General features: G+C 44.4%; 23 protein-coding genes. 6 read left to right on the top strand and 17 right to left on the bottom strand.

Going from position 1 to position 22,446, the window contains the following annotated elements:
• Position 1: 1 nt before the first annotated feature.
• Entirely contained in the window at positions 2-2,107 is a 2,106-nt protein-coding gene (gene fadJ, locus OCU87_RS04545) for a fatty acid oxidation complex subunit alpha FadJ (RefSeq protein WP_261857902.1), read from the bottom strand.
• Positions 2,107-3,417, bottom strand: a complete 1,311-nt coding sequence (gene fadI / locus OCU87_RS04540) for an acetyl-CoA C-acyltransferase FadI (RefSeq protein ID WP_094956374.1) — start codon at positions 3,415-3,417, stop codon at positions 2,107-2,109. Before fadI ends, fadJ begins: the two co-directional genes overlap by 1 nt.
• A 713-nt stretch (positions 3,418-4,130) precedes the next feature.
• Here fadI and OCU87_RS04535 point away from each other — a divergent pair.
• The 4 genes from OCU87_RS04535 (at position 4,131) to OCU87_RS04520 (ending at position 8,654) form a co-directional block, all read left to right on the top strand.
• The gene (locus tag OCU87_RS04535) at positions 4,131-4,703 is read left to right on the top strand and encodes a sigma-70 family RNA polymerase sigma factor (RefSeq protein WP_094956375.1); all 573 of its coding nucleotides are present in this window, start codon (positions 4,131-4,133) and stop codon (positions 4,701-4,703) included.
• Positions 4,690-5,418: a DUF3379 domain-containing protein gene (locus OCU87_RS04530; RefSeq protein WP_261857901.1), complete on the top strand. Its 729-nt coding sequence runs from the start codon at positions 4,690-4,692 to the stop codon at positions 5,416-5,418. Before OCU87_RS04535 ends, OCU87_RS04530 begins: the two co-directional genes overlap by 14 nt.
• Positions 5,419-5,746: 328 nt before the next feature.
• Positions 5,747-7,009 carry an outer membrane protein transport protein gene (locus OCU87_RS04525; protein ID WP_261857900.1) on the top strand — a complete coding sequence of 421 codons (1,263 nt, stop codon included), beginning with the start codon at positions 5,747-5,749 and terminating at the stop codon, positions 7,007-7,009.
• Between the two features lie 364 nt (positions 7,010-7,373).
• On the top strand, positions 7,374-8,654 hold the full coding sequence (locus tag OCU87_RS04520; RefSeq protein ID WP_062689769.1) for an outer membrane protein transport protein: 1,281 nt from the start codon (positions 7,374-7,376) through the stop codon (positions 8,652-8,654).
• Between the two features lie 75 nt (positions 8,655-8,729).
• Here OCU87_RS04520 and OCU87_RS04515 read toward each other — a convergent pair whose 3' ends face one another.
• From OCU87_RS04515 to ccmA, 10 genes are all read right to left on the bottom strand, one after another.
• Positions 8,730-9,584, bottom strand: a complete 855-nt coding sequence (locus OCU87_RS04515) for an MlaA family lipoprotein (protein ID WP_062689767.1) — start codon at positions 9,582-9,584, stop codon at positions 8,730-8,732.
• Between the two features lie 54 nt (positions 9,585-9,638).
• Positions 9,639-10,856 carry a c-type cytochrome biogenesis protein CcmI gene (ccmI, locus tag OCU87_RS04510; protein WP_261857899.1) on the bottom strand — a complete coding sequence of 406 codons (1,218 nt, stop codon included), beginning with the start codon at positions 10,854-10,856 and terminating at the stop codon, positions 9,639-9,641.
• Positions 10,856-11,371: a cytochrome c-type biogenesis protein gene (locus tag OCU87_RS04505; RefSeq protein WP_094955884.1), complete on the bottom strand. Its 516-nt coding sequence runs from the start codon at positions 11,369-11,371 to the stop codon at positions 10,856-10,858. Before OCU87_RS04505 ends, ccmI begins: the two co-directional genes overlap by 1 nt.
• Positions 11,368-11,922: a DsbE family thiol:disulfide interchange protein gene (locus OCU87_RS04500; RefSeq protein ID WP_094955883.1), complete on the bottom strand. Its 555-nt coding sequence runs from the start codon at positions 11,920-11,922 to the stop codon at positions 11,368-11,370. Before OCU87_RS04500 ends, OCU87_RS04505 begins: the two co-directional genes overlap by 4 nt.
• Complete coding sequence (locus tag OCU87_RS04495) at positions 11,922-13,907, bottom strand: heme lyase CcmF/NrfE family subunit (protein ID WP_062689764.1); 1,986 nt, start codon at positions 13,905-13,907, stop codon at positions 11,922-11,924. Before OCU87_RS04495 ends, OCU87_RS04500 begins: the two co-directional genes overlap by 1 nt.
• The gene (ccmE, locus tag OCU87_RS04490; RefSeq protein ID WP_062689763.1) at positions 13,904-14,389 is read right to left on the bottom strand and encodes a cytochrome c maturation protein CcmE; all 486 of its coding nucleotides are present in this window, start codon (positions 14,387-14,389) and stop codon (positions 13,904-13,906) included. The genes OCU87_RS04495 and ccmE overlap by 4 nt, the downstream gene beginning before the upstream one ends.
• Positions 14,386-14,592: a heme exporter protein CcmD gene (gene ccmD, locus OCU87_RS04485; RefSeq protein ID WP_062689761.1), complete on the bottom strand. Its 207-nt coding sequence runs from the start codon at positions 14,590-14,592 to the stop codon at positions 14,386-14,388. Before ccmD ends, ccmE begins: the two co-directional genes overlap by 4 nt.
• Before the next feature lie 7 nt (positions 14,593-14,599).
• On the bottom strand, positions 14,600-15,331 hold the full coding sequence (locus tag OCU87_RS04480) for a heme ABC transporter permease (protein WP_062689759.1): 732 nt from the start codon (positions 15,329-15,331) through the stop codon (positions 14,600-14,602).
• Between the two features lie 76 nt (positions 15,332-15,407).
• Positions 15,408-16,076 carry a heme exporter protein CcmB gene (gene ccmB, locus OCU87_RS04475; RefSeq protein WP_094955879.1) on the bottom strand — a complete coding sequence of 223 codons (669 nt, stop codon included), beginning with the start codon at positions 16,074-16,076 and terminating at the stop codon, positions 15,408-15,410.
• Positions 16,077-16,081: 5 nt separating this feature from the next.
• Entirely contained in the window at positions 16,082-16,732 is a 651-nt protein-coding gene (gene ccmA / locus OCU87_RS04470; protein WP_094955878.1) for a cytochrome c biogenesis heme-transporting ATPase CcmA, read from the bottom strand.
• Positions 16,733-16,870: 138 nt separating this feature from the next.
• Here ccmA and OCU87_RS04465 point away from each other — a divergent pair, with 138 nt between their 5' ends.
• Together OCU87_RS04465 and OCU87_RS04460 are read left to right on the top strand one after the other, a co-directional pair.
• Positions 16,871-17,698, top strand: coding sequence for a hypothetical protein (locus OCU87_RS04465; protein WP_261857898.1), 828 nt, complete (start codon positions 16,871-16,873; stop codon positions 17,696-17,698).
• Positions 17,695-17,991 carry an EscU/YscU/HrcU family type III secretion system export apparatus switch protein gene (locus OCU87_RS04460; protein ID WP_062689753.1) on the top strand — a complete coding sequence of 99 codons (297 nt, stop codon included), beginning with the start codon at positions 17,695-17,697 and terminating at the stop codon, positions 17,989-17,991. The genes OCU87_RS04465 and OCU87_RS04460 overlap by 4 nt, the downstream gene beginning before the upstream one ends.
• A 16-nt stretch (positions 17,992-18,007) precedes the next feature.
• Here the strand turns inward: OCU87_RS04460 and OCU87_RS04455 are convergent, their stop codons facing one another.
• From OCU87_RS04455 to OCU87_RS04435, 5 genes are read right to left on the bottom strand one after another with little or no spacing between them, the layout of a single operon-like run.
• Positions 18,008-18,439 (bottom strand): DUF2802 domain-containing protein, encoded by a 432-nt coding sequence (locus tag OCU87_RS04455; protein ID WP_261857897.1) that lies wholly within the window; start codon positions 18,437-18,439, stop codon positions 18,008-18,010.
• A complete protein-coding gene (locus OCU87_RS04450) occupies positions 18,439-18,930 on the bottom strand; it encodes a chemotaxis protein CheW (protein ID WP_062689751.1) in 492 nt (163 codons plus the stop codon). The genes OCU87_RS04455 and OCU87_RS04450 overlap by 1 nt, the downstream gene beginning before the upstream one ends.
• Positions 18,931-18,952: 22 nt before the next feature.
• Positions 18,953-20,503, bottom strand: a complete 1,551-nt coding sequence (locus OCU87_RS24980) for a chemotaxis protein CheW (RefSeq protein WP_315972478.1) — start codon at positions 20,501-20,503, stop codon at positions 18,953-18,955.
• Positions 20,493-21,272 carry a ParA family protein gene (locus OCU87_RS04440; RefSeq protein ID WP_062688144.1) on the bottom strand — a complete coding sequence of 260 codons (780 nt, stop codon included), beginning with the start codon at positions 21,270-21,272 and terminating at the stop codon, positions 20,493-20,495. The genes OCU87_RS24980 and OCU87_RS04440 overlap by 11 nt, the downstream gene beginning before the upstream one ends.
• Before the next feature lie 10 nt (positions 21,273-21,282).
• Positions 21,283-22,446, bottom strand: coding sequence for a protein-glutamate methylesterase/protein-glutamine glutaminase (locus tag OCU87_RS04435; RefSeq protein WP_261857896.1), 1,164 nt, complete (start codon positions 22,444-22,446; stop codon positions 21,283-21,285).

Below are 22,446 nucleotides of genomic sequence, written 5' to 3'. Positions count from 1 at the left end.
GCTACGAATAAAAGGTTTGGCCTTCATTCGCCATCGCCACCAACTTATCGCATGGCTGGAAGCGTTCACCGTATTTATCAGTGCAGTCAGTTAACAGCTCGACAATGCGCTCGATACCCACTTGATCCATATAGCGGAATGGGCCACCTAAGAATGGTGGAAAACCGATACCAAAAATTGCCCCAATATCACCATCACGCGCCGATTTAATCACACCTTCATCTAGACAGCGGGCAGCTTCGTTAAGCATCATTAAGCTACAACGCTGAGCGATATCAATTGCGGCAGCATGCTGCTGTGGCTCAATATTCAGCAGTTTATACACGGTTTTATCGACTTCTTTTTTCTTACTGTCGTACTTATAGAAGCCTTTACCCGTTTTTCTCCCCTTACGGTTATCCGCAAGCAACACATCGAAAACGTCTGGACCTTGGAAACGCTCACCCAATTCAGCGACAAGGATCGGCATGATTTTCGCGCCAATATCAACACCAACTTCATCAAGTAACGTAATAGGACCAACAGGGAAACCAAAATCAAGCAAGGCATTATCAATATGCTCAATCGGTTCGCCAGCCATTAACACCGACGCGGCTTCATTCATGTATGGTGCTAGTATGCGGTTTACGTAAAAACCTGCTTTATCGCCAACAACAATCGGGGTTTTACCCTGCTTCTTCGCGAGTGCGACTACGGTGGCGATAGTTTGCTCTGATGTCCCTTCGTGTGGAATAACTTCAACTAAGGGCATCTTTTCTACTGGGCTAAAGTAATGTAAGCCAACCACATTTTCAGGACGTTCAGCTGCTTGAGCGATTTGATGAATAGGTAGCGATGAAGTATTGGTTGCGAAGATCGTCTGCGCGTTGCCGTTTTCCTCGATTTCTTTCACCATTTGATGCTTAAGATTCAAATCTTCAAATACCGCTTCGATAACCACATCAACATGATTAAAGCCAGTGTAGTCGGTACCACCTGAAATAGAGAGCATCTTAGATTGCTGCTCTGCTTTACTAATAATGCGGCGCTTACGCTGCTTCTCTAACAGTTTAAAGTTGTAGTTCATGGCATTTTTAATGCCATCATTAGCAATATCTTTAATGCGAGTCGGTAGCTTAGCTTTAACGGCCGAGACATGGCTGATCCCGCCTCCCATTAAACCACCACCTAATACGCCAATCCGCTTAACCGTTTTAGGTTCAGCATCAGCTCCATGCTCTTTCTTCATGGCTGTCGTAGCAAAGAAGATGCTGCGCAGTGCAGCAGATTCTGGGCTCATGACCAGTTCACCAAAGCGTTTCGCTTCAAGATCAAAGCCTTTTTTCAAGCCATCTTGCAAGCCGACTTTAATCACTTCAAGAATGGCATCAGCCGCAGGGTAATTACCGCGGGTTTTCTCATGGGTTTTCTTGGCCGCTTGATCAAACACCAATGAACGGCCCAGCGCATTACCACCCAGCGCCCATTCTTGTAGTGAACTTTTACGATTAGGCTTGGGTTTTAGTGCTTGCTTCTCTGCAACATCAAGCAAAATACTCAAGGGGACCGACTCTTCAACTAAACCAATCTTTTTCGCTTTTTTAGCACGTAATTGCTTACCGGTTAAAATCATATCAAGCGAATTAGCAACACCGACCAAACGTGGTAAACGCTGGGTTCCCCCCGAACCAGGCAATAAGCCAAGCTGTACTTCAGGCAATCCTAACCGTGTCTTATCATCATCAGAACAGACGCGGCTATGGCACGCTAAAGCCAGCTCTAACCCACCACCTAAACATGGGCCGTGAATTGCCGCCACCACATGAAACGGTAATGCCTCTAATTGCGAGAACAACACCTGACCTTGCGCGGCCAGTTGCTGTGCTTCTTCTGCTGTTGTACATGCCGCCAACATTTTAATGTCTGCGCCAGCAATAAAATTATCAGGCTTACCTGAATGCACCACCATACCTTTAAGATCTGACTTTGTTTTCAGCTCTTCGAGTACAGTTGTCACTTGATCGACAAATGCTGATTGCAGCGTATTCATTTTTTCATCAGGCACATCGATCTTGAGCCAAGCAACACCGTTATCGCCATACGTTAATGTAAATGCTGATTGTGTCATTACTCTGCCTCCAAAATCATTGCTGCACCTAAGCCACCAGCGGCACATGCGGTATTCAATGCAAATCCACCACCGCGACGTTTTAACTCACGCAGTGTTTGCGTCATCATTCGTGCGCCCGTTGCCGCAAAAGGGTGACCGTAAGCGATAGAACCGCCAAGGACATTGAATTTATCCATGTCGATTTCACCAATCGCTTCGCTACGACCGAGCTTTTCTTGGGCAAATTTCTTCGAGCCAAACATCTTCACATTCGATAATGCTTGAGCAGCAAATGCTTCATGCATATCGATCAGGGTTAAATCAGATAACGACAACCCTGCGCGATCCAACGCCATCGGTGTCGCGTAAGACGGCCCCATTAACATATCTTGCTCTACGCCAATGGCAGAAAATGCATAAGATCGAATGTAACCAAGCGGGGTAAAACCCAGCTCTTTAGCGCGGCCTTCTCGCATCAGGAGCACAGCAGCAGCACCATCGGTTAATGGCGTACTGTTTGCCGCCGTCACGGTACCAAACTTACGGTCAAACGCCGGGCGAAGTTTGGCATAAGATTCCATACTAGAATCTTCACGAATATTATTATCTTTATCAATCCACTGGCGATAAGGTTCAGGAAAAGCCGTAATCACTTCACCTTGGATCAAACCATCACGCCATGCTTGCGCCGCCAATGTATGAGATCGGTGCGCTAATGCATCTTGTTCCAAACGGGTAATGCCATGGCTTTTAGCCATCTGCTCCGCCGTTTGTCCCATGCTTAGTCCTGTTGAATATTCAGCAACCGCAGGCGGTACTGGCATTAAATCTTTTAAGCTTAATTTACTGAGCAGCTTTAAACGCTTACTCATGGTTTTTGCTTTGCTTAGCTGCAATAAGGTCGCGGCCATTTTTTTCGACACGCCTATCGGTAATACCGATGATGAGTCAGCACCACCCGCGATACCAATATCAATCGTGCCCGACAAGATACTTTCGCTTACATTGGCTGCTGCTTGAAAGCTGGTAGCACAAGCACGCGTCACACTATAAGCATCTGTACCAATGTGCATGCCAGTACCCAGAACAATCTCACGCGCAATGTTCGGGGCTGCAGGCATTTGCACAACCTGACCAAAGACAACTTGCTCGATCAGCTTAGGATCAATATCGACTTGATTAAGCATTTCATTCACTACCATCTTGCCCATATCAAGCGCAGACACACCATCAAAGGCGGTCGCTTGGCGAGCAAAAGGGGTACGTAATCCACTTACAACGGCGATGCGCTCACCTTGTGAGGTGGTGAGGTTCTGGAGACGTGTCATCGCTACTCCTTATTAATGATTAAATTGCAGCTAATTGCGATCCTTACCGTCGTCGACAGCTAACAAGGATCACCAAAATAGAGGTCAGACCACACCAATTGTAATCAATTTGTTATTTAATTCAAACGAATGTTTTAAGAAACATGATGAACATCGATACTTTTAAGCGATAATTTCGCTATTCATCAGCCAGATATTTGAGGAGTTAGAAGGTAATCACAACCACAGTAAAGTAGAAAGCACAGCCCATAGAGAAGAGAAGAGAAGAGAAGAGAAACATCGATATTTAAAGTATGAAACTTCATTAGGTATCTTACCTTTACTTAGGTATATACTTTTCTATAGGCAAAAAAAAACCACACCTATATGGTATGGTTATAATTTACGCGGAAAGCAATCTACGTAATGAATATAAAGTCAATTAACATAAAGCCAATTGCAAATCAGGCAATACCTGATAGGAGAAAGTAAAGTCAGCCTTCAAAAGGAAGTTGTCATCTTGCTCAACAGATAGATCCTGCTGCTCGCAACCCTGAATCCTCAGAACTTGCGCTCAACCATCTCTACCAGATGACGAGGACTACTATAACTTGCCTGAGCAGTCAGAATTTGAAGCAGATCAATTTTAAGGCTGAAAACACAATTTTTTGATTAACCAACGGCGACAATTCACTCAGATTGCAAGGATAACCATCACTGGTTTAGGCAAAAGTATGATTAAACAATTTTTTCGTAAGAAAAAGCCGGATGCCTCGGTCTCTGTTGATATGAATAAGCAAAGACGATACGAAGCCCTCGTTAGGGCATGGCACCGAGATCTTTACCGATATGCATACTGGCTTTGCCACGATCAGCATATTGCAGAAGATTTAGTCCAAGAAACTTGCTTGCGGGCATGGCGCTCTCTCGACAGTTTACAAGATGACAAAGCAGCTAAAGCATGGTTAATTACCATTCTTAGGCGTGAAAATGCCCGTCGTTTTGAACGTAAACAATTCGATCTAGTTGATATTGATGATTACGCCATTGCTGATACGCACCAGCAAGATAATGAGATGGAATTAGAGCAACAGCAGCTACACCGTCAAATAATGAAGCTAACCCCAGAATACAGAGAACCATTGGTATTACAGGTTATGGCAGGCTTTAGTGGTGATGAAATTGCTGAAATTCTAGATCTAAACCGTAATACCGTTATGACTCGCTTGTTCAGAGCACGAAATCAATTAAAAGAACAATTAGAGAAACAATCCGAACAGAGGGGTCATCACAATGGACGATCTTGAATTCCGTAGGCGTATTCTCGCGGATCCTAACGATAATAGCGCTGAAATGATCGAAGCGAAGAATTCATCCTTGGTGAATAGAAAGCTATCCGATGAATTACAGCTACTCGATACTAAACTTGAAAAAGCACTAAAGGTCGATGTGCCAGACGATCTGGTTGATCGTATTTTGTTCCATCAATCAGGACAAACGCCGGCGAAACCCAAAACAACCCGAGTGCATTTAGCTATTGCAGCATCAGTCGCCTTTGCTTTTGGGGTATTTACGGGGCAATTTGACCAAATCCTATCAAATGCAGAAGTAATACGCTCTGCTGAAGCATCGTCATTAGGGCAAATTGCACTTAGTCATGTACATGCTGAAGCACCATTCATTGATACCATAGATGAATCAGTACAACTCAGCCAAGTTAATGCCAAACTAAAGCCTTTTGGAACAGAATTATCATCATTACCTGGCCATGTGTACTACGTAAATCACTGCTCTTTTGGGGAGCAAAATGCGCTTCACATGGTAGTCGATACACCTGAAGGTAAAGTCACCGTCTTTATTGTTCCAGAACAAAGCCCAACTGTTACTAACTTTAACGATAAAACGATGGGAGGCGTATTACTGCCACTCCGAAATGCCAGTTTAATTGTGGTTGGTGAGAAAGGGGTTGATATGGATCCGGTTGCTAAAACAATAAAGTCTGAGCTTCAATGGCAAATATAAAGCAATACCAATAATCATCCCCCTATGATGATTGGTTACTTATTGTTCAATAGGTTACGCATTAAAGGCTACGAGATCGCGTAGCCTTTATTCTTTTTTCACATAGACCACGTAAAAGTGTTACCCCTGTTGCATAATACATTATTACTCCTCCCCTACAGTCGCTCAATTGCTATACAATCCGTAACGAAACGTTAACTTTAGTTAAACGTATCAATAAAATAGCAACTGGTCAGCTTTGATAGACCAGGCTACACACCTACAATCTTGCGCAATCTTCCAAAGTAGAAGATATATCTGCACAAAATAATTAGGAATAATAATAAATATGAACAAGAAGCGTCTGTTTACTAAGTCAATCGTAGCATTGACAGTGGCAATGGCATCTCAGCAAGCGGCAGCTGCTGGTTTCCAACTTAATGGTCAATCGGCAACTGGACTTGGCCGTGCTTTCGCTGGTGATGCGGTAATCGCAGATAATGCATCTGTACTATCTCGTAACGCAGCAGCAATGGCTTTATTCGATGCACCTGCAATCTCTCTTGGCCTTAACGTTATTGATACTGACATCCAAGTTAAAGACATCGATTATAAATTTGCAGGTCAATCGGTTCCTGGCCAAAGTAATCAAAGTGTTGGCGGTACTGCATACGTACCAAATATTTACTACATTCACCCTATCAACGACAAATTTACTGTCGGTGGTGGCATCTACTCTAACTTTGGTACTAAAACTGAGTTCGATGACAGTTTTGCTGGTAACGAATATGGCGGTTTAACTGACGTTAAAAGCATCAACTTCGCGCTAAGTGTCGCCTACCGCATCAACGACCAATTCAGTGTTGGTGGTGGTTTAGATGTGATCTACGGTAGCGGTAAACTAGAACGCACGAACGCAATGCTAGAAGCGGGTCTTGGCGCAAAAGGGAAACTAGTCGATGTTGATGCCGACGGTTATGCGCTTGGCTGGAATATCGGTTCTGTTTATGAACTGAATGAAGATAATCGTTTTGGTTTATCGTACCGCTTTAGCCCAGATCTAAAGGCTGAAGGTGATATATCACTTGGTGGCAATAAGGTTGACGAAAAACTAATCATGCCTCTACCTGATATGGCTGAGTTCTCTGGCTTTCATAAACTCAACGATCAGTTCGCAGTTCACTATAGCGTGCAATGGATTAAGTGGAGTGAATTCGACAAACTAGAGACTGACGGTGGCACTCATCTAAATGACTACAACTGGAAAGACGGTTGGCACTACGCATTAGGTGGAACTTACTACCTAAACAACGATTGGGATCTTCGTGCGGGCTACATGTACGACACCAGTGCCCAAGATCAGACCACATCAATCTCAGTACCTGACTCTGACCGTCAGTGGCTATCTGCTGGTTTCACTTACCACATCGATAACAAATCAAATATCGATTTCGGTGTTACTTACCTAATGGGTAAAGACATTAGTGTAAATGAAAGCACTCCAAATCCAGACCCAAGCACGGCATCTATGTTACCTAACATCACAAGTGTATCAGCAACTACACGTGCTAATGCTTGGCTATATGGTGTTCAATACAGCCGTTCATTCTAATTTCAGCGAACAGTTAAGCCATAATATTTAAGGGAGCCTTTTGGCTCCCTTTTTATTTTTATTCATTTTAGTTATATTAACCATTAATAAATATGCACTTTTTGCTACACTTACTGAATTAACCATTTTATCATCGCTCACTTTCAGCGACGCTCTGTACGCTCAACCCCTCAAATAACAACACGCCTGTACGCTGAAAAAAATCAATAACAATGTAAACGACTGAAAAAAGCATCAACTATTTCTACCATCCTCACTAAATTGCCGCTAATTCATCCAATAACACAAAAATATGCATTTATAACTTAAAGCTTTTACTCTAAAGCGTATCATTCGTTGTATTAATTTCAGCGAACAATAAATCATGAAAAAGAATAATATTACTATTGCTTTAGCAGCAGCGTTAACTTTTGGTGTAAGCACAAGTGCAACAGCAGCAGGCTTCCAACTTGCAGAATACTCAGCAACAGGCCTTGGCCGTGCATTTGCCGGTGAAGCTGCAATGGCTGACAATGCAGGCGCACAATTTCGCAACCCAGCAATGCTAACGTACCTTAAAGGTACTCAAGTATCGACTGGTGCGATTTACGTTGATCCAAACATCGATGTTAAAGGTGATCTAAATGTTGGTATGGCGATCCCTACAGAAGCAAAAGACATTGCAGGCTCAGCGGTTATCCCTAACTTCTATTTGTCTCACCAACTAAATGACCAAGTATTCTTAGGTTTAGCGTTTTCAACTAACTACGGTATGGAAACTGAACTGGGTGGCGACTTTAAAGCGACCCAGTTTGGTAACCAAGCAAAAGTGCACTCGGTAGAAATCAACCCTAACATTGCTTACAAAATTAACGAGCAATTCAGTGTCGGTGCTGGTATTCGTTACGTAATGGGCGAAGGTCACTTTGGCGCAACAAACCCAGCAGACATGTCAACACCTGTGGGTACCTTACCTAAAGGAACCAACCTAAAATACATGGAAGGTGAAGACAACGCGTGGGGCTGGCAACTAGGTACCGCTTGGCAGATCAATGACGACAACCGCATTGGTTTCAACTACCGTTCAGCAGTAGATCTAAACCTTGAAGGTCACGCTGAAGGCTTCTCTTTCAACCCTATGAACCCAGAACAAAAGTTCGACGGTTCAATGGAGCTATCTCTTCCTGCGACAGCTGAACTAGCGAGCTTCCACCAGTTAACTGAACAACTCGCTATTCACGCAAGCTTTAACTGGACCGATTGGAGCAGCTTTGAAAAACTAGAAGCAAACATCCCAGCTCTTGGGAGTGATAAAAAGCTAATCAAACAAGAAAACTGGAAAGACAACTACCGTTTAGCGGTTGGTTCAACTTACCAGCTAAACCAAGCAGTCGTGCTTCGCACTGGTGTGGCTTACGACACCTCAGCGGTTAACGATGACAACCGTACACAAACGATTCCAGAAACAGATCGCCTATGGCTAAGTGTGGGTGCAGGCTACCAAGTGACTAAAGCCTTCACCCTAGATGCAGGCTTCACTTACATCTTTGCTAAAGATGCGTCTATGACTGAAAAAGAGACCGGTCACCCTGAGTTAGGTCAATTTACAGGTGAAACCACTGGTAATGTTTGGCTAGTGGGTGTACAGGCTAGTTACCGCTTCTAATACAGAAAACAGAAATAAAAAAGAGAGTGCCTAGGCACTCTCTTTTCGTTTGGTTGGTCAAGGTTACTCTCGATATTAGTAATCGTCGATCTCGTCTAAGAACTCATCAGAGAAAGCTTCTTCTTGCGGCTCTTCATCAACAGTAGCACCACCTGTTGCTCTAAAGTTCTTATATTGAATATACGCATCACGGGTAAATATATAAGGATCAGGAGAGTCATCAAGAATCGATTCCTGCGAGACAAGAGCAGCACGTTTCTCTAGCCCCTCTAGTGCCCACTTACCTGCACTTTGCCAGAACGTCAGTAAGCTCAGCGGGAAATAAAGCCCATCTACAATATCACCTGTACCTTCCCGTAAGGTAATAGGGCCGTAAAGTGGCACCATAAAGTAAGGGCCATTACCTAGCCCGTAGTAACCCAATGAGTCACCAAATTCACGTTGACCTGGTGATGGAATATTTGCCGCAGTCGCAATATCAATTAACCCACCCAAACCAAATACCGTATTGAACCAAAAACGATTAAAATGCGTCGCCGCATTTTCAGGGTTTAGCATAATTAAGCTATTCACCATACTTGCTGGTTCTTCAAGGTTGGCGAAAAAATTGGCTAGACCAGAGCGTACGGGCACAGGGACATAATCGACATAAGCAATCGCGGCTGGACGAGCAATATAAGGATCAAGATAGTTATAGTTTAGATCCCACATCGTTCGGTTTATACCTTCTAACGGGTCATACACTTGATTATCTAACGCGACCTCTGCTTCATAATCAATATGATCTGCGACAGTAACTTTGTTGGTTTCAGTAACATCATTCTCTAATTGCTCAGGTGTGTCAGCGCAGCCCACGAGAGACAATGATAAAAAAAGTGCCAATAGTGATGTAGTAACTGTTTCTTTTAACAAGCTTTCTATTTCATCCATAAAAAAAGCAGACTCAATAATAGTATCGAGCCTGCTCAATATATGCCAGTTTTGTTATTCGTATTGCTGATTAATTTTTACTTCTACGCTACTTCCAAGATCAACCGGTTGGCTTTCACCAAACCAATCACCTTGTTTCGTCATTACGTTACCATCAGTATCAATACGTGCCTTCACCATCAATTTAGATTGTGAAGATAACAAACGCTCAGGGATCATGCTGTCATTATCATCGAGCGTTATCGTTACTGGAAAGCTCCCTGATAATGGTACACGACGCGCGGCGATAGGCATTGGTGAACCATTCTCATCATGGGCAGAAATGATCAGTACACCTTGTTGCGGCAATTGAACACTAGGAGCAAGGTCTACTGTAATAGACACTGATTTAGCTGTCACACCTGTCGGTGATAACTGAGCTTGCGCACGTTCAATACTGCGGTTCAACATTGGGGCACGAGGGTCATCTGGTGAGATTAGATTTTTCATCATGGTCCAGTATGAAATTGCTTGCTCAAACTTCCCATCTTCAAATGCATCAAAGGCCAGAAGAGACATCGCACGCACGTTAGCATGGTCACGCTTAATCACTGATTTAAGTAGGAAGCGCACAAAATCAACCTGTGCAGGATCACCAATCATCATCAATGTTTGTGCATAACCAAGCTGGGTTTCTGTATCGTCAGGATTTAGATCATAAGCACGCTTCATCGCACTTTGTGATGTTTCGGCATCACGGTTTGCCATTCCGACACGACCAAGTAGCAGCCAGCCTGTTGCATCATCCGGTGTTGAATGCAAACGCGTACGCAAGGCAAGCGTCAGATCATTCATTTCCTCATCGCTAAGCGGGTCTTGAGCTTCACCCATCAAGCGTTGTGATAGCTCAGGTAAACGTGATGCGACCTCTTGCCATTCTTCAACCTTATTGAGGTTACCAACATTAAAGTACATACCATAGCTGATCATAATCATCACCAATACGCCGGGGATAACTAATCCTGCTGATACATTGTTTTCATGCAATTCTTTCTGTTCGGTAACATCATCAAGTAGCGACTGCTGCAGTTCAGTCACAAGATCGCCTTGTTTTTCGACAATGCCTTCGCTTGTTTCTAGTTCGATTTCACGCACGCGATCTTTATAAAATGCTTTATTAAGCTCGTCACGGCTTGCAACTTCATCTTCCTCTTTACCTGAGTAAATTGGCACAACAAAGACAGCAACCGCGATCAGAATCAAAACGACCGTGGCAATCCAAAACAACATCATTATTTTTTCACCTTATCGTTTTTATTCTCTGTGTTTTCCATTTCAGCAAGCAAGGTTTTAAGGCGCTTTGCTTCTTGCTCATCGAAATCATCCGCTTTCGCTGTGTTATCAGTTGCAGTAGTGCGGCGAGAACGCATCACCAGTACAGTGAAACCAATTGCGATAAACAAAAAAGGACCAAGCCAAAGAATAATTGTCGATAACATTACTGGTGGTTCATAAGTTACAAAATTACCGTAACGGGCAACCATGTAATCAACGACATCTTGCTTTTCTTTGCCTTGCTGCAGCATGTCATACACTTTCTGGCGCATATCTTGTGCCAGCGGGGCATCAGAATCACCAATGGTGTTATTCTGACACTTAGGACAACGCAGGGTCGCTGTTAGCTCTTGGAAAGCTTCTTCCTGAGTGACATTATCGAAAGTATGTACTTCAATCGCAGCATAGGCAGGCAGTGAAGCCGTTAATACCAAAAGTAAACTCGCGAGCATAATGGAAAGTCGCTTCATCATCCTTTTGCCTCCTCAAGTAACGCTTGATACATAGGTTGCAATTTTTCTGACCAGTTACGCGGGTTAACATCCCCGACGTGTCGGTAACGAATAATGCCATTCGCATCGATCAAGAAGGTTTCTGGCGCACCATATACGCCCAGATCCATCCCAAGCATGCCGTTACCATCAAACAGGCTATGAACATAAGGGTTACCCAGTTCATTCAACCATTGCACCGCTTTTAAGCGATCATCTTTGTAGTTCAGGCCTACGATCTTCACACCATCAGCTGACAACTCATTTAGGTAAGAGTGCTCGGCATAACACGTTGGACACCAAGTTGCCCATACGTTTAGCAATAATGGCTCACCTTTGAAAATCCCTTGCTCGTACAACTTGCCTGCTTCAACTAAATCTTCCAACTTAAATTGAGGAACAGGTTTGCCTACTAAGACTGATTCCAATTTAGTGGGATCATCACCGCCAGCATTGCGCGTTAATTGAACAAGGAACATCACAACTAACCCAATAAACAGAGCTAGTGGGATAAATAAGACTTTTTTATTCATCAGTTCACCTCAGCTTCTTGAGCATCACTTGATTCTGGTTGCTTCGCTTTTTTACGGAAACGGTAGCGCTTATCACTAATTGCAATTGCGCCGCCCAATGCCATTAAGGTTGCACCGAACCAAATCCAGTTCACAAATGGTTTGTAGTAAATACGTACCGCCCAAGCGCCGTCGTTACCCAGTTTCTCACCCATAGCAACATAAAGGTCGCGGGTAATACCACTGTCAATAGCAGCCTCGGTCATCATAGAACGCGCTACGCTGTAGAAACGTTTTTCGGCATGAAGTGTCGTTACACGTTTGCCCGATTTAGTAATGTTAAAGTCAGCAATATAACCGTCGTAGTTTGGACCGTCAGCATCACGCACACCGGCGAAGTGGAAGTCGTAACCTTCAACATTGATGGTTTCACCCGGCGCCATACGAACATCACGTTCTAGATCATAGTTAGACACAAGCGCGATACCAATAACGGTAACAGCCATACCTAAGTGACCTAATACCATAGCCCAATGGCTTCGGCCTAGCTTACCTAACCCCGTCATTAGACTATGGCGATGCGTTGCTCGCTCATAAACTTCATAACATTGCAGTGTAATAATCCAAACCGCCATCGCAACACCCAGTGCCGCCATCACTTGGAATTTATCGGTCAACAAGTAGATAGAGCCAATTGCAAACGGTACAGTGATCAAAGCTGAAATGATCATTGGTTTTTTAATACTCGACATCTGATCGCGTTTCCAGCGAACCAGTGGGCCGATACCCAAAATGAAAGCAAATGGGATCATTAGCCAAGTAAACAAGGTATTAAAGAATGGCGCACCGATAGATACCGAGCCCAAACCAATTTGTTTATGTACAAGCGGTAACAAAGTACCGATTAATACCACTAACAGGCCAGCAATTAACAATAAGTTATTCGCTAACAGTAGGTTTTCACGCGACAGCAAGCTGTAGTTACCACGAGAGCGAATTTGACCGCCACGCAGAGCGTAAAGCAATAATGAACCGCCAATAACAACAACCAAGAAACCTAAAATGAACATGCCACGTGCAGGGTCAGAAGCAAAGGCGTGAACCGAGACCAATACACCAGAACGCACAAGGAAAGTACCCAGTAAGCTCAGTGAAAATGCAGAGATGGCTAACAATACTGTCCAAGCTTTAAATGTACCGCGCTTTTCTGTCACAGATAACGAGTGCATTAATGCCGTACCCGCAAGCCATGGCATAAATGAAGCATTTTCTACTGGATCCCAGAACCACCAACCGCCCCAGCCTAATTCATAGTAAGCCCACCATGAACCTAGTGCGATACCCAGCGTTAGGAAAGACCATGCTGCGATTGTCCAAGGGCGAGACCAGCGCGCCCAAGCCGTATCAAGACGACCCGTCATTAGCGATGCAATCGCAAATGCAAACGCAACCGAGAAACCAACATAGCCCATGTAAAGCATTGGTGGGTGAATGATCAAACCAGGATCTTGTAGAAGCGGGTTAAGATCACGGCCATCAACAGGGAAATAAGGAAGCGTACGCAGGAATGGGTTTGAGGTAACAATAATAAACAGTAGGAAGCCCACTGAAATCATTCCCATGACTGCCAATACGCGTGCTACAGATTCTAGCGGCATACCACGGCTAAAACGAGCGACAGCAGCAGCCCAACCCGCTTGGATTAATACCCAAAGCAGTAACGAACCTTCGTGTGCACCCCAAACTGCAGTTATACGGTAGTACCAAGGCAGTAAAGAGTTTGAGTTACTTGCAACATACGTGATCGTAAAATCGTTGCTATAAAATCCCCAACACAGGATAACAAACGAGATCATCAGCATACCAAACACACCATGTGTGAGTGGTCGTGCTGTCCGCATCATTGCCTGATTTCCGGTCGTTGCACCATAGAGTGGGTAAATGCTCGCAAGCACCGACAACCCTAGCGCAATGATCAGAGCAAAGTGCCCTATTTCAGCAATCATTGTGTACTACCTTGCGTTTGTTCTTTTGAATATTCAAGCGGCGCGTGTGTTTTTTCCATTGCAGCTGCAACTTCTGGCGGCATATATTCTTCATCATGCTTCGCTAACACTTCATGCGCTTCAACGGTTGTTGCGTTAACTAACACACCTTGCGCAACAATACCCTGACCTTCACGGAACAAGTCCGGTAAGATGCCGTCATACGTAACGGTTACTGACGGGCCAATATCGGCCACATCAAAACTTACTTGTAACGACTGAGGGTCACGACTGACTGAACCTGCAACCACCATACCGCCAATACGTAAACGCTGACCAACCTCTGGTTTTGTACCATCAGGTTTACCATTCACAAGTTCGGTCGGGGTATAGAACAAGTCCATATTTTGATTTAATGCATACAGCATTAAGCCAATAGTTGCACCGAGGCCAACGACTAACGCTAACACCAAGGTTAAGCGCTTTTTACGTCTCGGGTTCATAGTGTGTTCTCCAGTTTTTTCGCATCTTCAATACGCTGCTCACGCGCAATTTTATTTTTAAGCTCCGCCATTAAACGGCGCTTTTTTTGTAAGCTAGACAATAAAATCCAAAGCATCGCAAGGAAAGAGATACCGTAAGCGCTCCACACGTAAGAGGCATAACCCCCCATCGCTAAAAAGTCGCTAAATGATTCAAAATGCATACTTTCCTCACTTTACTAACTGACGGACCCAAGGGCGATGACTTTCACGTGCAATAATTTCACTGCGCAAACGCACCAAAGTTACCGCACCGAAGAAACAAGCAAAGCCAATAATGTTTAGCAATAAAGGCCACAGCATTGAACTGTCCATCGATGGTTTATCAAATTTGGTAATGGTCGCACCTTGGTGCAAGGTATTCCACCACTCGACTGAGAAGTGAATAATAGGCAGGTTAATCACACCGACAATAGCAAGAATACCCGCAGCTTTCGCCGCTGTTTTTTGATCATCAAATGCACTGTATAGCGCGATAACACCAAGGTATAAGAATAAAAGAATCAATTCAGAAGTCAGGCGAGCATCCCATACCCACCAAGCACCCCACATAGGCTTACCCCAAATTGCACCTGTAAGTAGTGCAATAAACGTAAACACAGCACCAATAGGCGCCATTGCCGCTGCAGCCATATCTGATAGACGAATTTGCCACACTAAGCCAATAAAAGCGGCAATCGCCATCGACATATATGCGCCCATCGACCATATAGCAGCCGGTACGTGCAGGTAAATAATACGGAAACTATCGCCTTGCTGATAATCACTTGGCGCGTAAGCCAGCCCCCAAACGGAACCTGCGATAATAGATATCAGTGCGATAGCGGAAAACCAAGGTAACAACTTGCCGCATAAGCGGTAGCAGTTTTCAGCTTTTGCGTAGGGATGTAGCCACTTCCACATAAATCAACTCTACTCAGTCTAAATGTAACAGTTATAAATATAATTATATTACTCACTGCAACCACAAAAGTTGCAATCAGTTCACGCTAATTCGAAGCGAGGCAGCAACCGCAAACGGTGATAACGTTGCTGATGCCACCAGCATGGCGCCCATTAAGGCTAATTGCCCATTGTATGGCATGCCTAGGCTCGCTGCATCAATCGCCGAGGTTGCAAATATAAGCACAGGAATATAAAGAGGCAATATGAGCAAACTCAATAAAACACCACCTTTACGTAATCCCACCGTTAATGCCACCCCAATCGCGCCTAGAAAACTCAACGTTGGTGTACCAATTAACAGGGTAAGCACAACGGCTTTCCATGTTGCCCAATCCAGCGACAATAAAATCGCAAGCAGAGGACTTATAATTAATAGTGGCACACCCGTCAGTAACCAATGCGCTAACATTTTCGCTAATGCCAACACAGGTAATGGCGTTGGCATCAACATCATTTGCTCTAATGAACCGTCGGCATAATCATCACGAAACAAACGCTCAAGTGATAACAGTGCTGCTAATAGTGCCGCAACCCACACAATGCCCGGTGCGATACGAGCAAGTAAATTAGGCTCAGGTCCGATCCCTAATGGAAATAAGGTAATAACGATAATGAAAAACCACAATGGGTTAAACACATCGGCCTGACGACGAAAGGCAATTAATAGCTCACGACGAATAACCTGAGAAATAGCATTCAACATTCGGCTTACTGCCCCAATTTTATTTTTCTTAGTTGATCACTGTCTGTAAACATATCTTGGTGCGTGGTCAACAATACGATGCCACCACGTTGTGCATGCGCTAAAAACAAACGCTCTAATACACGAACACCTTGTTTATCTATCGCGGTGAGTGGCTCATCAAGCACCCACAATCGATGATTACTTATCCATAACCTTGCAAGAGCAACACGTCGTTGCTGACCTGCAGATAATTGACCCGCCGGAACATCTTCACGCCCGGCTAAGCCCACATGGGCTAATGCTTGCCACAAGGCATCATCACCAAATACTTGCGCACTGCCGCCTAACGGTGACTCACCAACCTCAGTATGCATTGCTTGGAAAAAAGCTAAATTTTCAAATGCTGTCAGTTCGCGCTTTACACCGGTTTGATGCCCTAAAAAAAGCAACTCTTGATGATATTCTTCACGGGCACTCAGTATATCTTCCTGATTCCAGCATACTCGACCTTCATCGGTATTACCTAGCCCTGCGATGATACGGAGCAACGTAGTTTTACCCGCACCGTTATGGCCTTCAATTTGCACTAACTCACCGCTTTCAACGGTAAAACTTAAGTCATCGAACAGTACACGTTCATCACGAATACAGCTTAACTTTTCTACTGACAACATACGAAATGATGTATCCTAGGTGACACAATTAAGCACGCATATTACCACATCGGACGGACATATTGTTAGCGACCCGATTATCTAGATTAAGGGTGAAGGTAAGTATTTGTGAACCCCGTACACATCAACAAAACGTTAATGGCTATAGTAACTAGCGATAGACAAGTCAATACAGATAAAGTGCGATTAAATGGCCAAGTTGTTGATACAAGTCAACCAGTTACCACCAAAGTGGTAGGGGAAACCCCACATCAAAGGCTGCAAACTTTATTAACAAACCTGCCTGCACTGCAACGTTTTGTTGCACTTTTGTCATCGTTAAATACGACGTCGACTACACCACAAAACTTTACTCAGCAAATACTCTCTCAGCTTCTTTTGCCGAATAATCAGGCAACTCTTATTTCTTGGTTACGCCAAGGGGCTGGGCAATCAGCCGTTCAAATGCTACTTCAACAATTAGCTACACCCAATAGTACGGTTTACCAGTGGCTATCCGATCTCTCACCCAGCGATCAAAATGACTTTAAAGCTTTACTTCGCTTAGCCGCAGAACAACGTATCGCGCTTAATGCACAGCAAGATAGTGATATCCCGACAGTATTGCAGCTACACCTCGCGCAGGCACAAGGAAAAGAAATTAAACTACATGTCTGGAGAGACAAAGCGAAGAGTGGCTCACAAAAAAATGAGAAACAAGAAAGTTGGCATATTGACCTCACGCTTCCCATTGGCGACAGTGAAACATTAATCACCAAAGCCGTGTGGAAAAATCAGCAACTACATCTCCTTTTCAGTAGTACGTCAGCACAACTACTACAACGTACAGAGCTGCTAGCCCCTCACCTCACTCATCGAATGCAATCACTGGGTATAGCCACTTCAAATATGAGTTTCAAACAAGAAAGCAAAACGTTTGATAGCGAGCACAATACAACGTATACAGGACTGATCGCCAAAATATGAGCTACTCAAAACATGCTGTTGCATTACACTATGATGGCCGAACAGCACCACAAGTCACCAGCAAAGGGACAGAGCAGCTTGCCGAGCATATTATTGAGCAAGTTAAACAACAAGGCGGGTTAATTCACGAAGATCCCGTATTGCTGGAGTATTTAAACAAGCTTGAGGTCGGTGATACCATTCCAGAGCAACTCTACGTCATCATTGCAGAGCTTATTGCATTTTCATGGTTCATAAACGGAAAAACCCCGCCCGGATGGGAAGGGTCTGAAAACATCGATACTGTCGTGTAAACAACAGGTAGAATACTTAGCGGCGGCGAGTTTGTGATATTTGCTGTAATCGCATCAGCAATTCAGCTTCTGCTTTTGGCAAATCACACTCTTCCATCAACTCATTAATATCCGCACCAAGCTCAACCATTTTGTTGGCTCGGCTATACAAGCGTCCATCAGGATCTTGCATTGATATTTCACTTTGACGATCCGCTAACATTTCTTGATGATCTGCTATTTCGGCCATTTTTTGGCTCATACCCATGGTACCTACACGCAGTTCATTGAACTGTTTAGTGAGGCTTTCATGTTGCTGACGTGCATTTTTTGCCACAAGCTCCATCGCCGAAAATTTAGCTTCTAAGGCTAAACGGGCTTTTCGCTCACGGCCAAGTAACACAAACAGTAAGACAAGCGCAACCAACGAGATACCAAGAGGTAACCATTGTATGACCAAATCAAGCATTATAGGTACGCCATCTCGTCCCATTCATCATCGTTAAGCAGCTTATTTAAATCCACTAGGATCAGCAGCTCACCATCGCGGTTACTTACGCCTTGAATGAACTTAGCGCTTTCTTCAGTACCCACACTTGGAGTCGTGTCGATTTCTGAGCTACGCAAATAAACAACTTCTGCAACGCTATCAACCAAAATACCAATTACTTGTTTTTCGGCTTCAATAATAACGATACGGGTATTGTCTGAAATCTCACCCGGCATCAAGCCAAAGCGAGAACGAGTATCGATCACAGTTACAACATTACCACGTAGGTTGATAATACCAATCACGTAGTCTGGCGCACCTGGTACAGGTGCAATTTCAGAGTAACGCAGTACTTCGCGTACCTGCATTACGTTAATACCGTAAGTTTCATCTTCCAGTTGGAAAGTAACCCACTGTAATACTTGATCGCCGTCTTCTTTTTGAATTTCGGCTACACTCACCTGCGACATGCTGTTTCCTCTTGGGGCCTACTCACTGAATACCCTTAACATCAAGCCCTGCATTGAGCATTTTGATAAGTTCTTCGACGTGAATTAAAGCACACATTTTTTCTTTAACCATTCCAGCAAGCCAAGGTCGTTTTCCAACCTTTTCTCGCCAACGAATACTCTGTTTTGTTAAGGTTTCAGTACCGTGGAGCTTATCACATGCTAACCCCCACTTACTTTCACCCAACATGACGATATAGCGATAGTTCTCTTTATGTTCGTCAGAGCTTAACTTTTCTGGCATTACCCACCGTGCAGTATCAACAACATCATGCTGTAACTCACGGCTCGTTAATAAGCCAAGATACCACTCTGGTCGGCCTAACAAATGGTTTAACTCACCCATTTGATGGATACCGCCCAGTTCTGTTAACGACACAGCAAATGTCACCCCACAAGCTTCAAAAAAGAGCGCTTGAAACTCACTACCTAACTGCGATTCTGCAGTTTTCTCGGGTGGTATGTCACTGCCAACTTGTGTCGCTAGCTGAGATTCTACATTGTTATTAACACTTAAGTTCGCAACAATGTCAGTCGCAACTGAAGGGGTTTCCTCCACTTGCTCGATAATTTCTGGCTCTGGCTCTGGCTCTGGCTCTGGCTCTGGCTCTGGCTCTGGCTCTGGCTCTGGCTCTGGCTCTGGCTCTGGCTCTGGCTCTGGCTCTGGCTCTGGCTCTGGCTCTGCAAGCATAACGTCATCTTGCGCTGCTGCAAGGAACTCTGCTTCGGTCACATTATCAATCAAGGCATCGCTGTCTTGTTGAATCGCAGTTTGCATGCTCACCATTTGATCAAGCAGACGTTGTACGCCTTGCATATCAGGTTGAGTATGCTCCATGACGACTGGCGTAAATGACGCCAGGTTACGGGCTTCTACACGCTGAACTGATGGCACCCAGTTAGATGCTTGTGACTGGCTGTGTTGTGTCAGCGAAAATGATGAAACAAGTGATGGTGTTAAACCATCGACATTCACTTCTGAATTTACTGACGTCGAGTCATCGGCAAGCGATTGACTCGTCAATACTTCACCATCATCGTGGTGTGTATTGCTAGCTTGTGCATCTTCAGCGATCTTACCATGCGTACTGTGCGTCAGTTCAATCGTTGAAAAATCATAATCCGTATTTCGACTTGCCGACATTTCCAAGGCAAGATCATCGACAAAGTCATCTAAGCTATCGACCACTTGCGAATTATCTTCACTTTTTTGATCGTAATTAGTGAGTAAACCATCAACTTGAGCGGGTAACACAGATAAATCATCCGTCGGTTTGACCTCCCCGTCACCTAACTCAGGCTGTTGATCTACAACATCGTCACTTACACCAATATTATCTGATTCATCACTATCGGTTGCCGTAACATCAATATCTGCTGGCAGTTCAGTTAGTTGAGATTCGATCTCCCCACTTGTATCTGCCTCACTTTCAATCGTGCTTTCTGCTTCAAGCTCTTCTTCTGGCTCAATCAACAGATCGAAAAAGTAATCGTCCAGTGCTTGTTCACTGGATAATCGTTTTTTATCGCTCATCTTGTTCTAACCGCAGGAGATAATTTAATAATGTTTTATAGGCAAAGACACCACGGCAACTACGAGCAAAGTAGGATGGTGGCATATGCTTGATGCTGGCATCACGAAACTTAGTGTCAATTGGTACAGCGGATGCCCACACTTGATCAGGGAAACGCACCTTTAATTCTTGCAAGGTTTGCAAAGAAGCACGCGTTCGCTTGTCGTACATGGTTGGCACAATTGTGACCCTGAATCCGTTAGGCTGTGACTTTTGCATAATATGCAATGTACGCATCATGCGTTCAAGCCCTTTCATCGCCAGAAATTCGGTTTGTACCGGGATCAAAATACGATCACTGGCTGCTAACGCATTGACCATCATTACACCAAGGATCGGTGGACAATCGATCAGCACATAGTCGTAATCATCAACCAAACTGCGCAATGCTTTTTTCAGCACCAACCCCATACCACCGCGGCTACCCATGACGCGATCTAATGTCGCTAGCGACATATGGGCAGGGATAATATCAATGCCCGGATAATTAGTCTGCATCACCAGTGGCATCACGGTGTTGCGGGTAATCTCCGTTAACTGAAACAAATCAAATAAGCTTGCAGGCACATGATCTGAATCGATGTTCAAATACGTGCTCAACGACGCATGGGGATCGGTATCAACCAACAACACACGTTTATTTCGCTCGCTGAGTAACCCAGCAAGCGCAACTGTTGTCGTTGTTTTACCAACACCACCTTTTTGGTTAGCAATGCTCCAGACTAACACGCGGTGCTCCTCACCCTAGTCCTAACTCGACTAAAATACGTTCAGATATACGCTCAAGCGGTAAGTCTTCCGTTGAGATGTTAGCTTTAGCAACCGCTTGTGGCATGCCGTAAACCACACAGCTTTCTTCGTCTTGTGCCCAAATAGTTGAGCCACCGCTTTTCAGCATACGACAACCTTCACGGCCATCAGCACCCATCCCCGTAAGGATCATCGATAACACTTTATCTTGATAAATCTTCGCTGCAGAGCCAAAAGTAACATCAACACAAGGTTTGTAGTTCATTCGCTCGCCGCCATCAATAATGCGAACGCGGGTTGAACCAGGACGACCTTCAAGCATCATTTGCATGCCGCCAGGGGCAAGGTAAGCAACACCCGGTTTTAGTACGTCGCCATCTGCGGCTTCTTTAACTGAGATTTTACACAAGTTATTCAAACGCGCTGCAAAAGCCGCCGTAAATGTAGCTGGCATATGTTGTACTAGCACGATCGGTAATGGGAAATTGGCAGGAAGTTTAGTTAACACTTTCTGAAGTGCTACTGGGCCACCTGTTGACGTACCAATCGCCATTAACTGATATTTTTTACCTGTTGCTTTAAAGCGCGCAGCAACAGGTTTGATCGCTGAACGAGGTGCAACTGGCACACGAGTTGCTGTCGTTGTTGTCGCTGGACGAGCAGCTAAAGGGCGTGCAGCATCACGTGAAACAGGTTCGCGCGGTGTGATTGTCGCCGCTGTTGCTGGGCGCACTGCCGTACGGCGCATCATCACACGCTTACGTGCAATTTCTATTACGCGTTTTTGTAATAAGCTCACGGCTTCATCACGATTACGCGCAATATCTTCAAACTTTTTAGGCAGGAAATCTAACGCACCGGCATCTAAAGCATCCAAGGTCGCTTTAGCACCATCATGTGTTAGTGATGAAAACATTAAGATTGGTGTCGGTGTGCTTTTCATAATTTCACGCACAGCCGTAATACCGTCCATCACCGGCATTTCGATATCCATGGTAATAACATCAGGACGAAGTTGCTTTGCAAGATCGACTGCTTCTTTACCATTTACAGCGTTACCAATTACTTCCAGTTGTGGATCTGAGTTTATAATTTCACTCACACGACGACGAAAAAAACTTGAGTCGTCCACTACCAATACTTTAATTGCCAT

It is taken from the genome of Photobacterium sanguinicancri, from assembly GCF_024346675.1.
GTDB lineage: Bacteria > Pseudomonadota > Gammaproteobacteria > Enterobacterales > Vibrionaceae > Photobacterium > Photobacterium sanguinicancri.
This window is presented reverse-complemented; position numbering and strand designations above follow the sequence as displayed.

Bases quoted from the DNA above. Each gene is read 5' to 3' on its own strand.
- OCU87_RS04530 (WP_261857901.1), top strand. From the start codon at position 4,690: ATGGACGATCTTGAATTCCGTAGGCGTATTCTCGCGGATCCTAACGAT.
- ccmA (WP_094955878.1), bottom strand. From the start codon at position 16,732: ATGTTGTCAGTAGAAAAGTTAAGCTGTATTCGTGATGAACGTGTACTG.
- OCU87_RS04495 (WP_062689764.1), bottom strand. From the start codon at position 13,907: ATGATTGCTGAAATAGGGCACTTTGCTCTGATCATTGCGCTAGGGTTG.
- fadJ (WP_261857902.1), bottom strand. From the start codon at position 2,107: ATGACACAATCAGCATTTACATTAACGTATGGCGATAACGGTGTTGCT.
- OCU87_RS04520 (WP_062689769.1), top strand. From the start codon at position 7,374: ATGAAAAAGAATAATATTACTATTGCTTTAGCAGCAGCGTTAACTTTT.
- OCU87_RS04435 (WP_261857896.1), bottom strand. From the start codon at position 22,446: ATGGCAATTAAAGTATTGGTAGTGGACGACTCAAGTTTTTTTCGTCGT.
- OCU87_RS04450 (WP_062689751.1), bottom strand. From the start codon at position 18,930: ATGTCGCAGGTGAGTGTAGCCGAAATTCAAAAAGAAGACGGCGATCAA.
- OCU87_RS04515 (WP_062689767.1), bottom strand. From the start codon at position 9,584: ATGGATGAAATAGAAAGCTTGTTAAAAGAAACAGTTACTACATCACTA.
- OCU87_RS24980 (WP_315972478.1), bottom strand. From the start codon at position 20,503: ATGAGCGATAAAAAACGATTATCCAGTGAACAAGCACTGGACGATTAC.
- ccmE (WP_062689763.1), bottom strand. From the start codon at position 14,389: ATGAACCCGAGACGTAAAAAGCGCTTAACCTTGGTGTTAGCGTTAGTC.
- fadI (WP_094956374.1), bottom strand. From the start codon at position 3,417: ATGACACGTCTCCAGAACCTCACCACCTCACAAGGTGAGCGCATCGCC.
- ccmD (WP_062689761.1), bottom strand. From the start codon at position 14,592: ATGCATTTTGAATCATTTAGCGACTTTTTAGCGATGGGGGGTTATGCC.
- OCU87_RS04480 (WP_062689759.1), bottom strand. From the start codon at position 15,331: ATGTGGAAGTGGCTACATCCCTACGCAAAAGCTGAAAACTGCTACCGC.
- OCU87_RS04535 (WP_094956375.1), top strand. From the start codon at position 4,131: ATGATTAAACAATTTTTTCGTAAGAAAAAGCCGGATGCCTCGGTCTCT.
- ccmI (WP_261857899.1), bottom strand. From the start codon at position 10,856: ATGATGTTGTTTTGGATTGCCACGGTCGTTTTGATTCTGATCGCGGTT.
- OCU87_RS04525 (WP_261857900.1), top strand. From the start codon at position 5,747: ATGAACAAGAAGCGTCTGTTTACTAAGTCAATCGTAGCATTGACAGTG.
- OCU87_RS04505 (WP_094955884.1), bottom strand. From the start codon at position 11,371: ATGATGAAGCGACTTTCCATTATGCTCGCGAGTTTACTTTTGGTATTA.
- OCU87_RS04455 (WP_261857897.1), bottom strand. From the start codon at position 18,439: ATGCTTGATTTGGTCATACAATGGTTACCTCTTGGTATCTCGTTGGTT.
- OCU87_RS04500 (WP_094955883.1), bottom strand. From the start codon at position 11,922: ATGAATAAAAAAGTCTTATTTATCCCACTAGCTCTGTTTATTGGGTTA.
- OCU87_RS04460 (WP_062689753.1), top strand. From the start codon at position 17,695: ATGAGCTACTCAAAACATGCTGTTGCATTACACTATGATGGCCGAACA.
- ccmB (WP_094955879.1), bottom strand. From the start codon at position 16,076: ATGTTGAATGCTATTTCTCAGGTTATTCGTCGTGAGCTATTAATTGCC.
- OCU87_RS04465 (WP_261857898.1), top strand. From the start codon at position 16,871: ATGGCTATAGTAACTAGCGATAGACAAGTCAATACAGATAAAGTGCGA.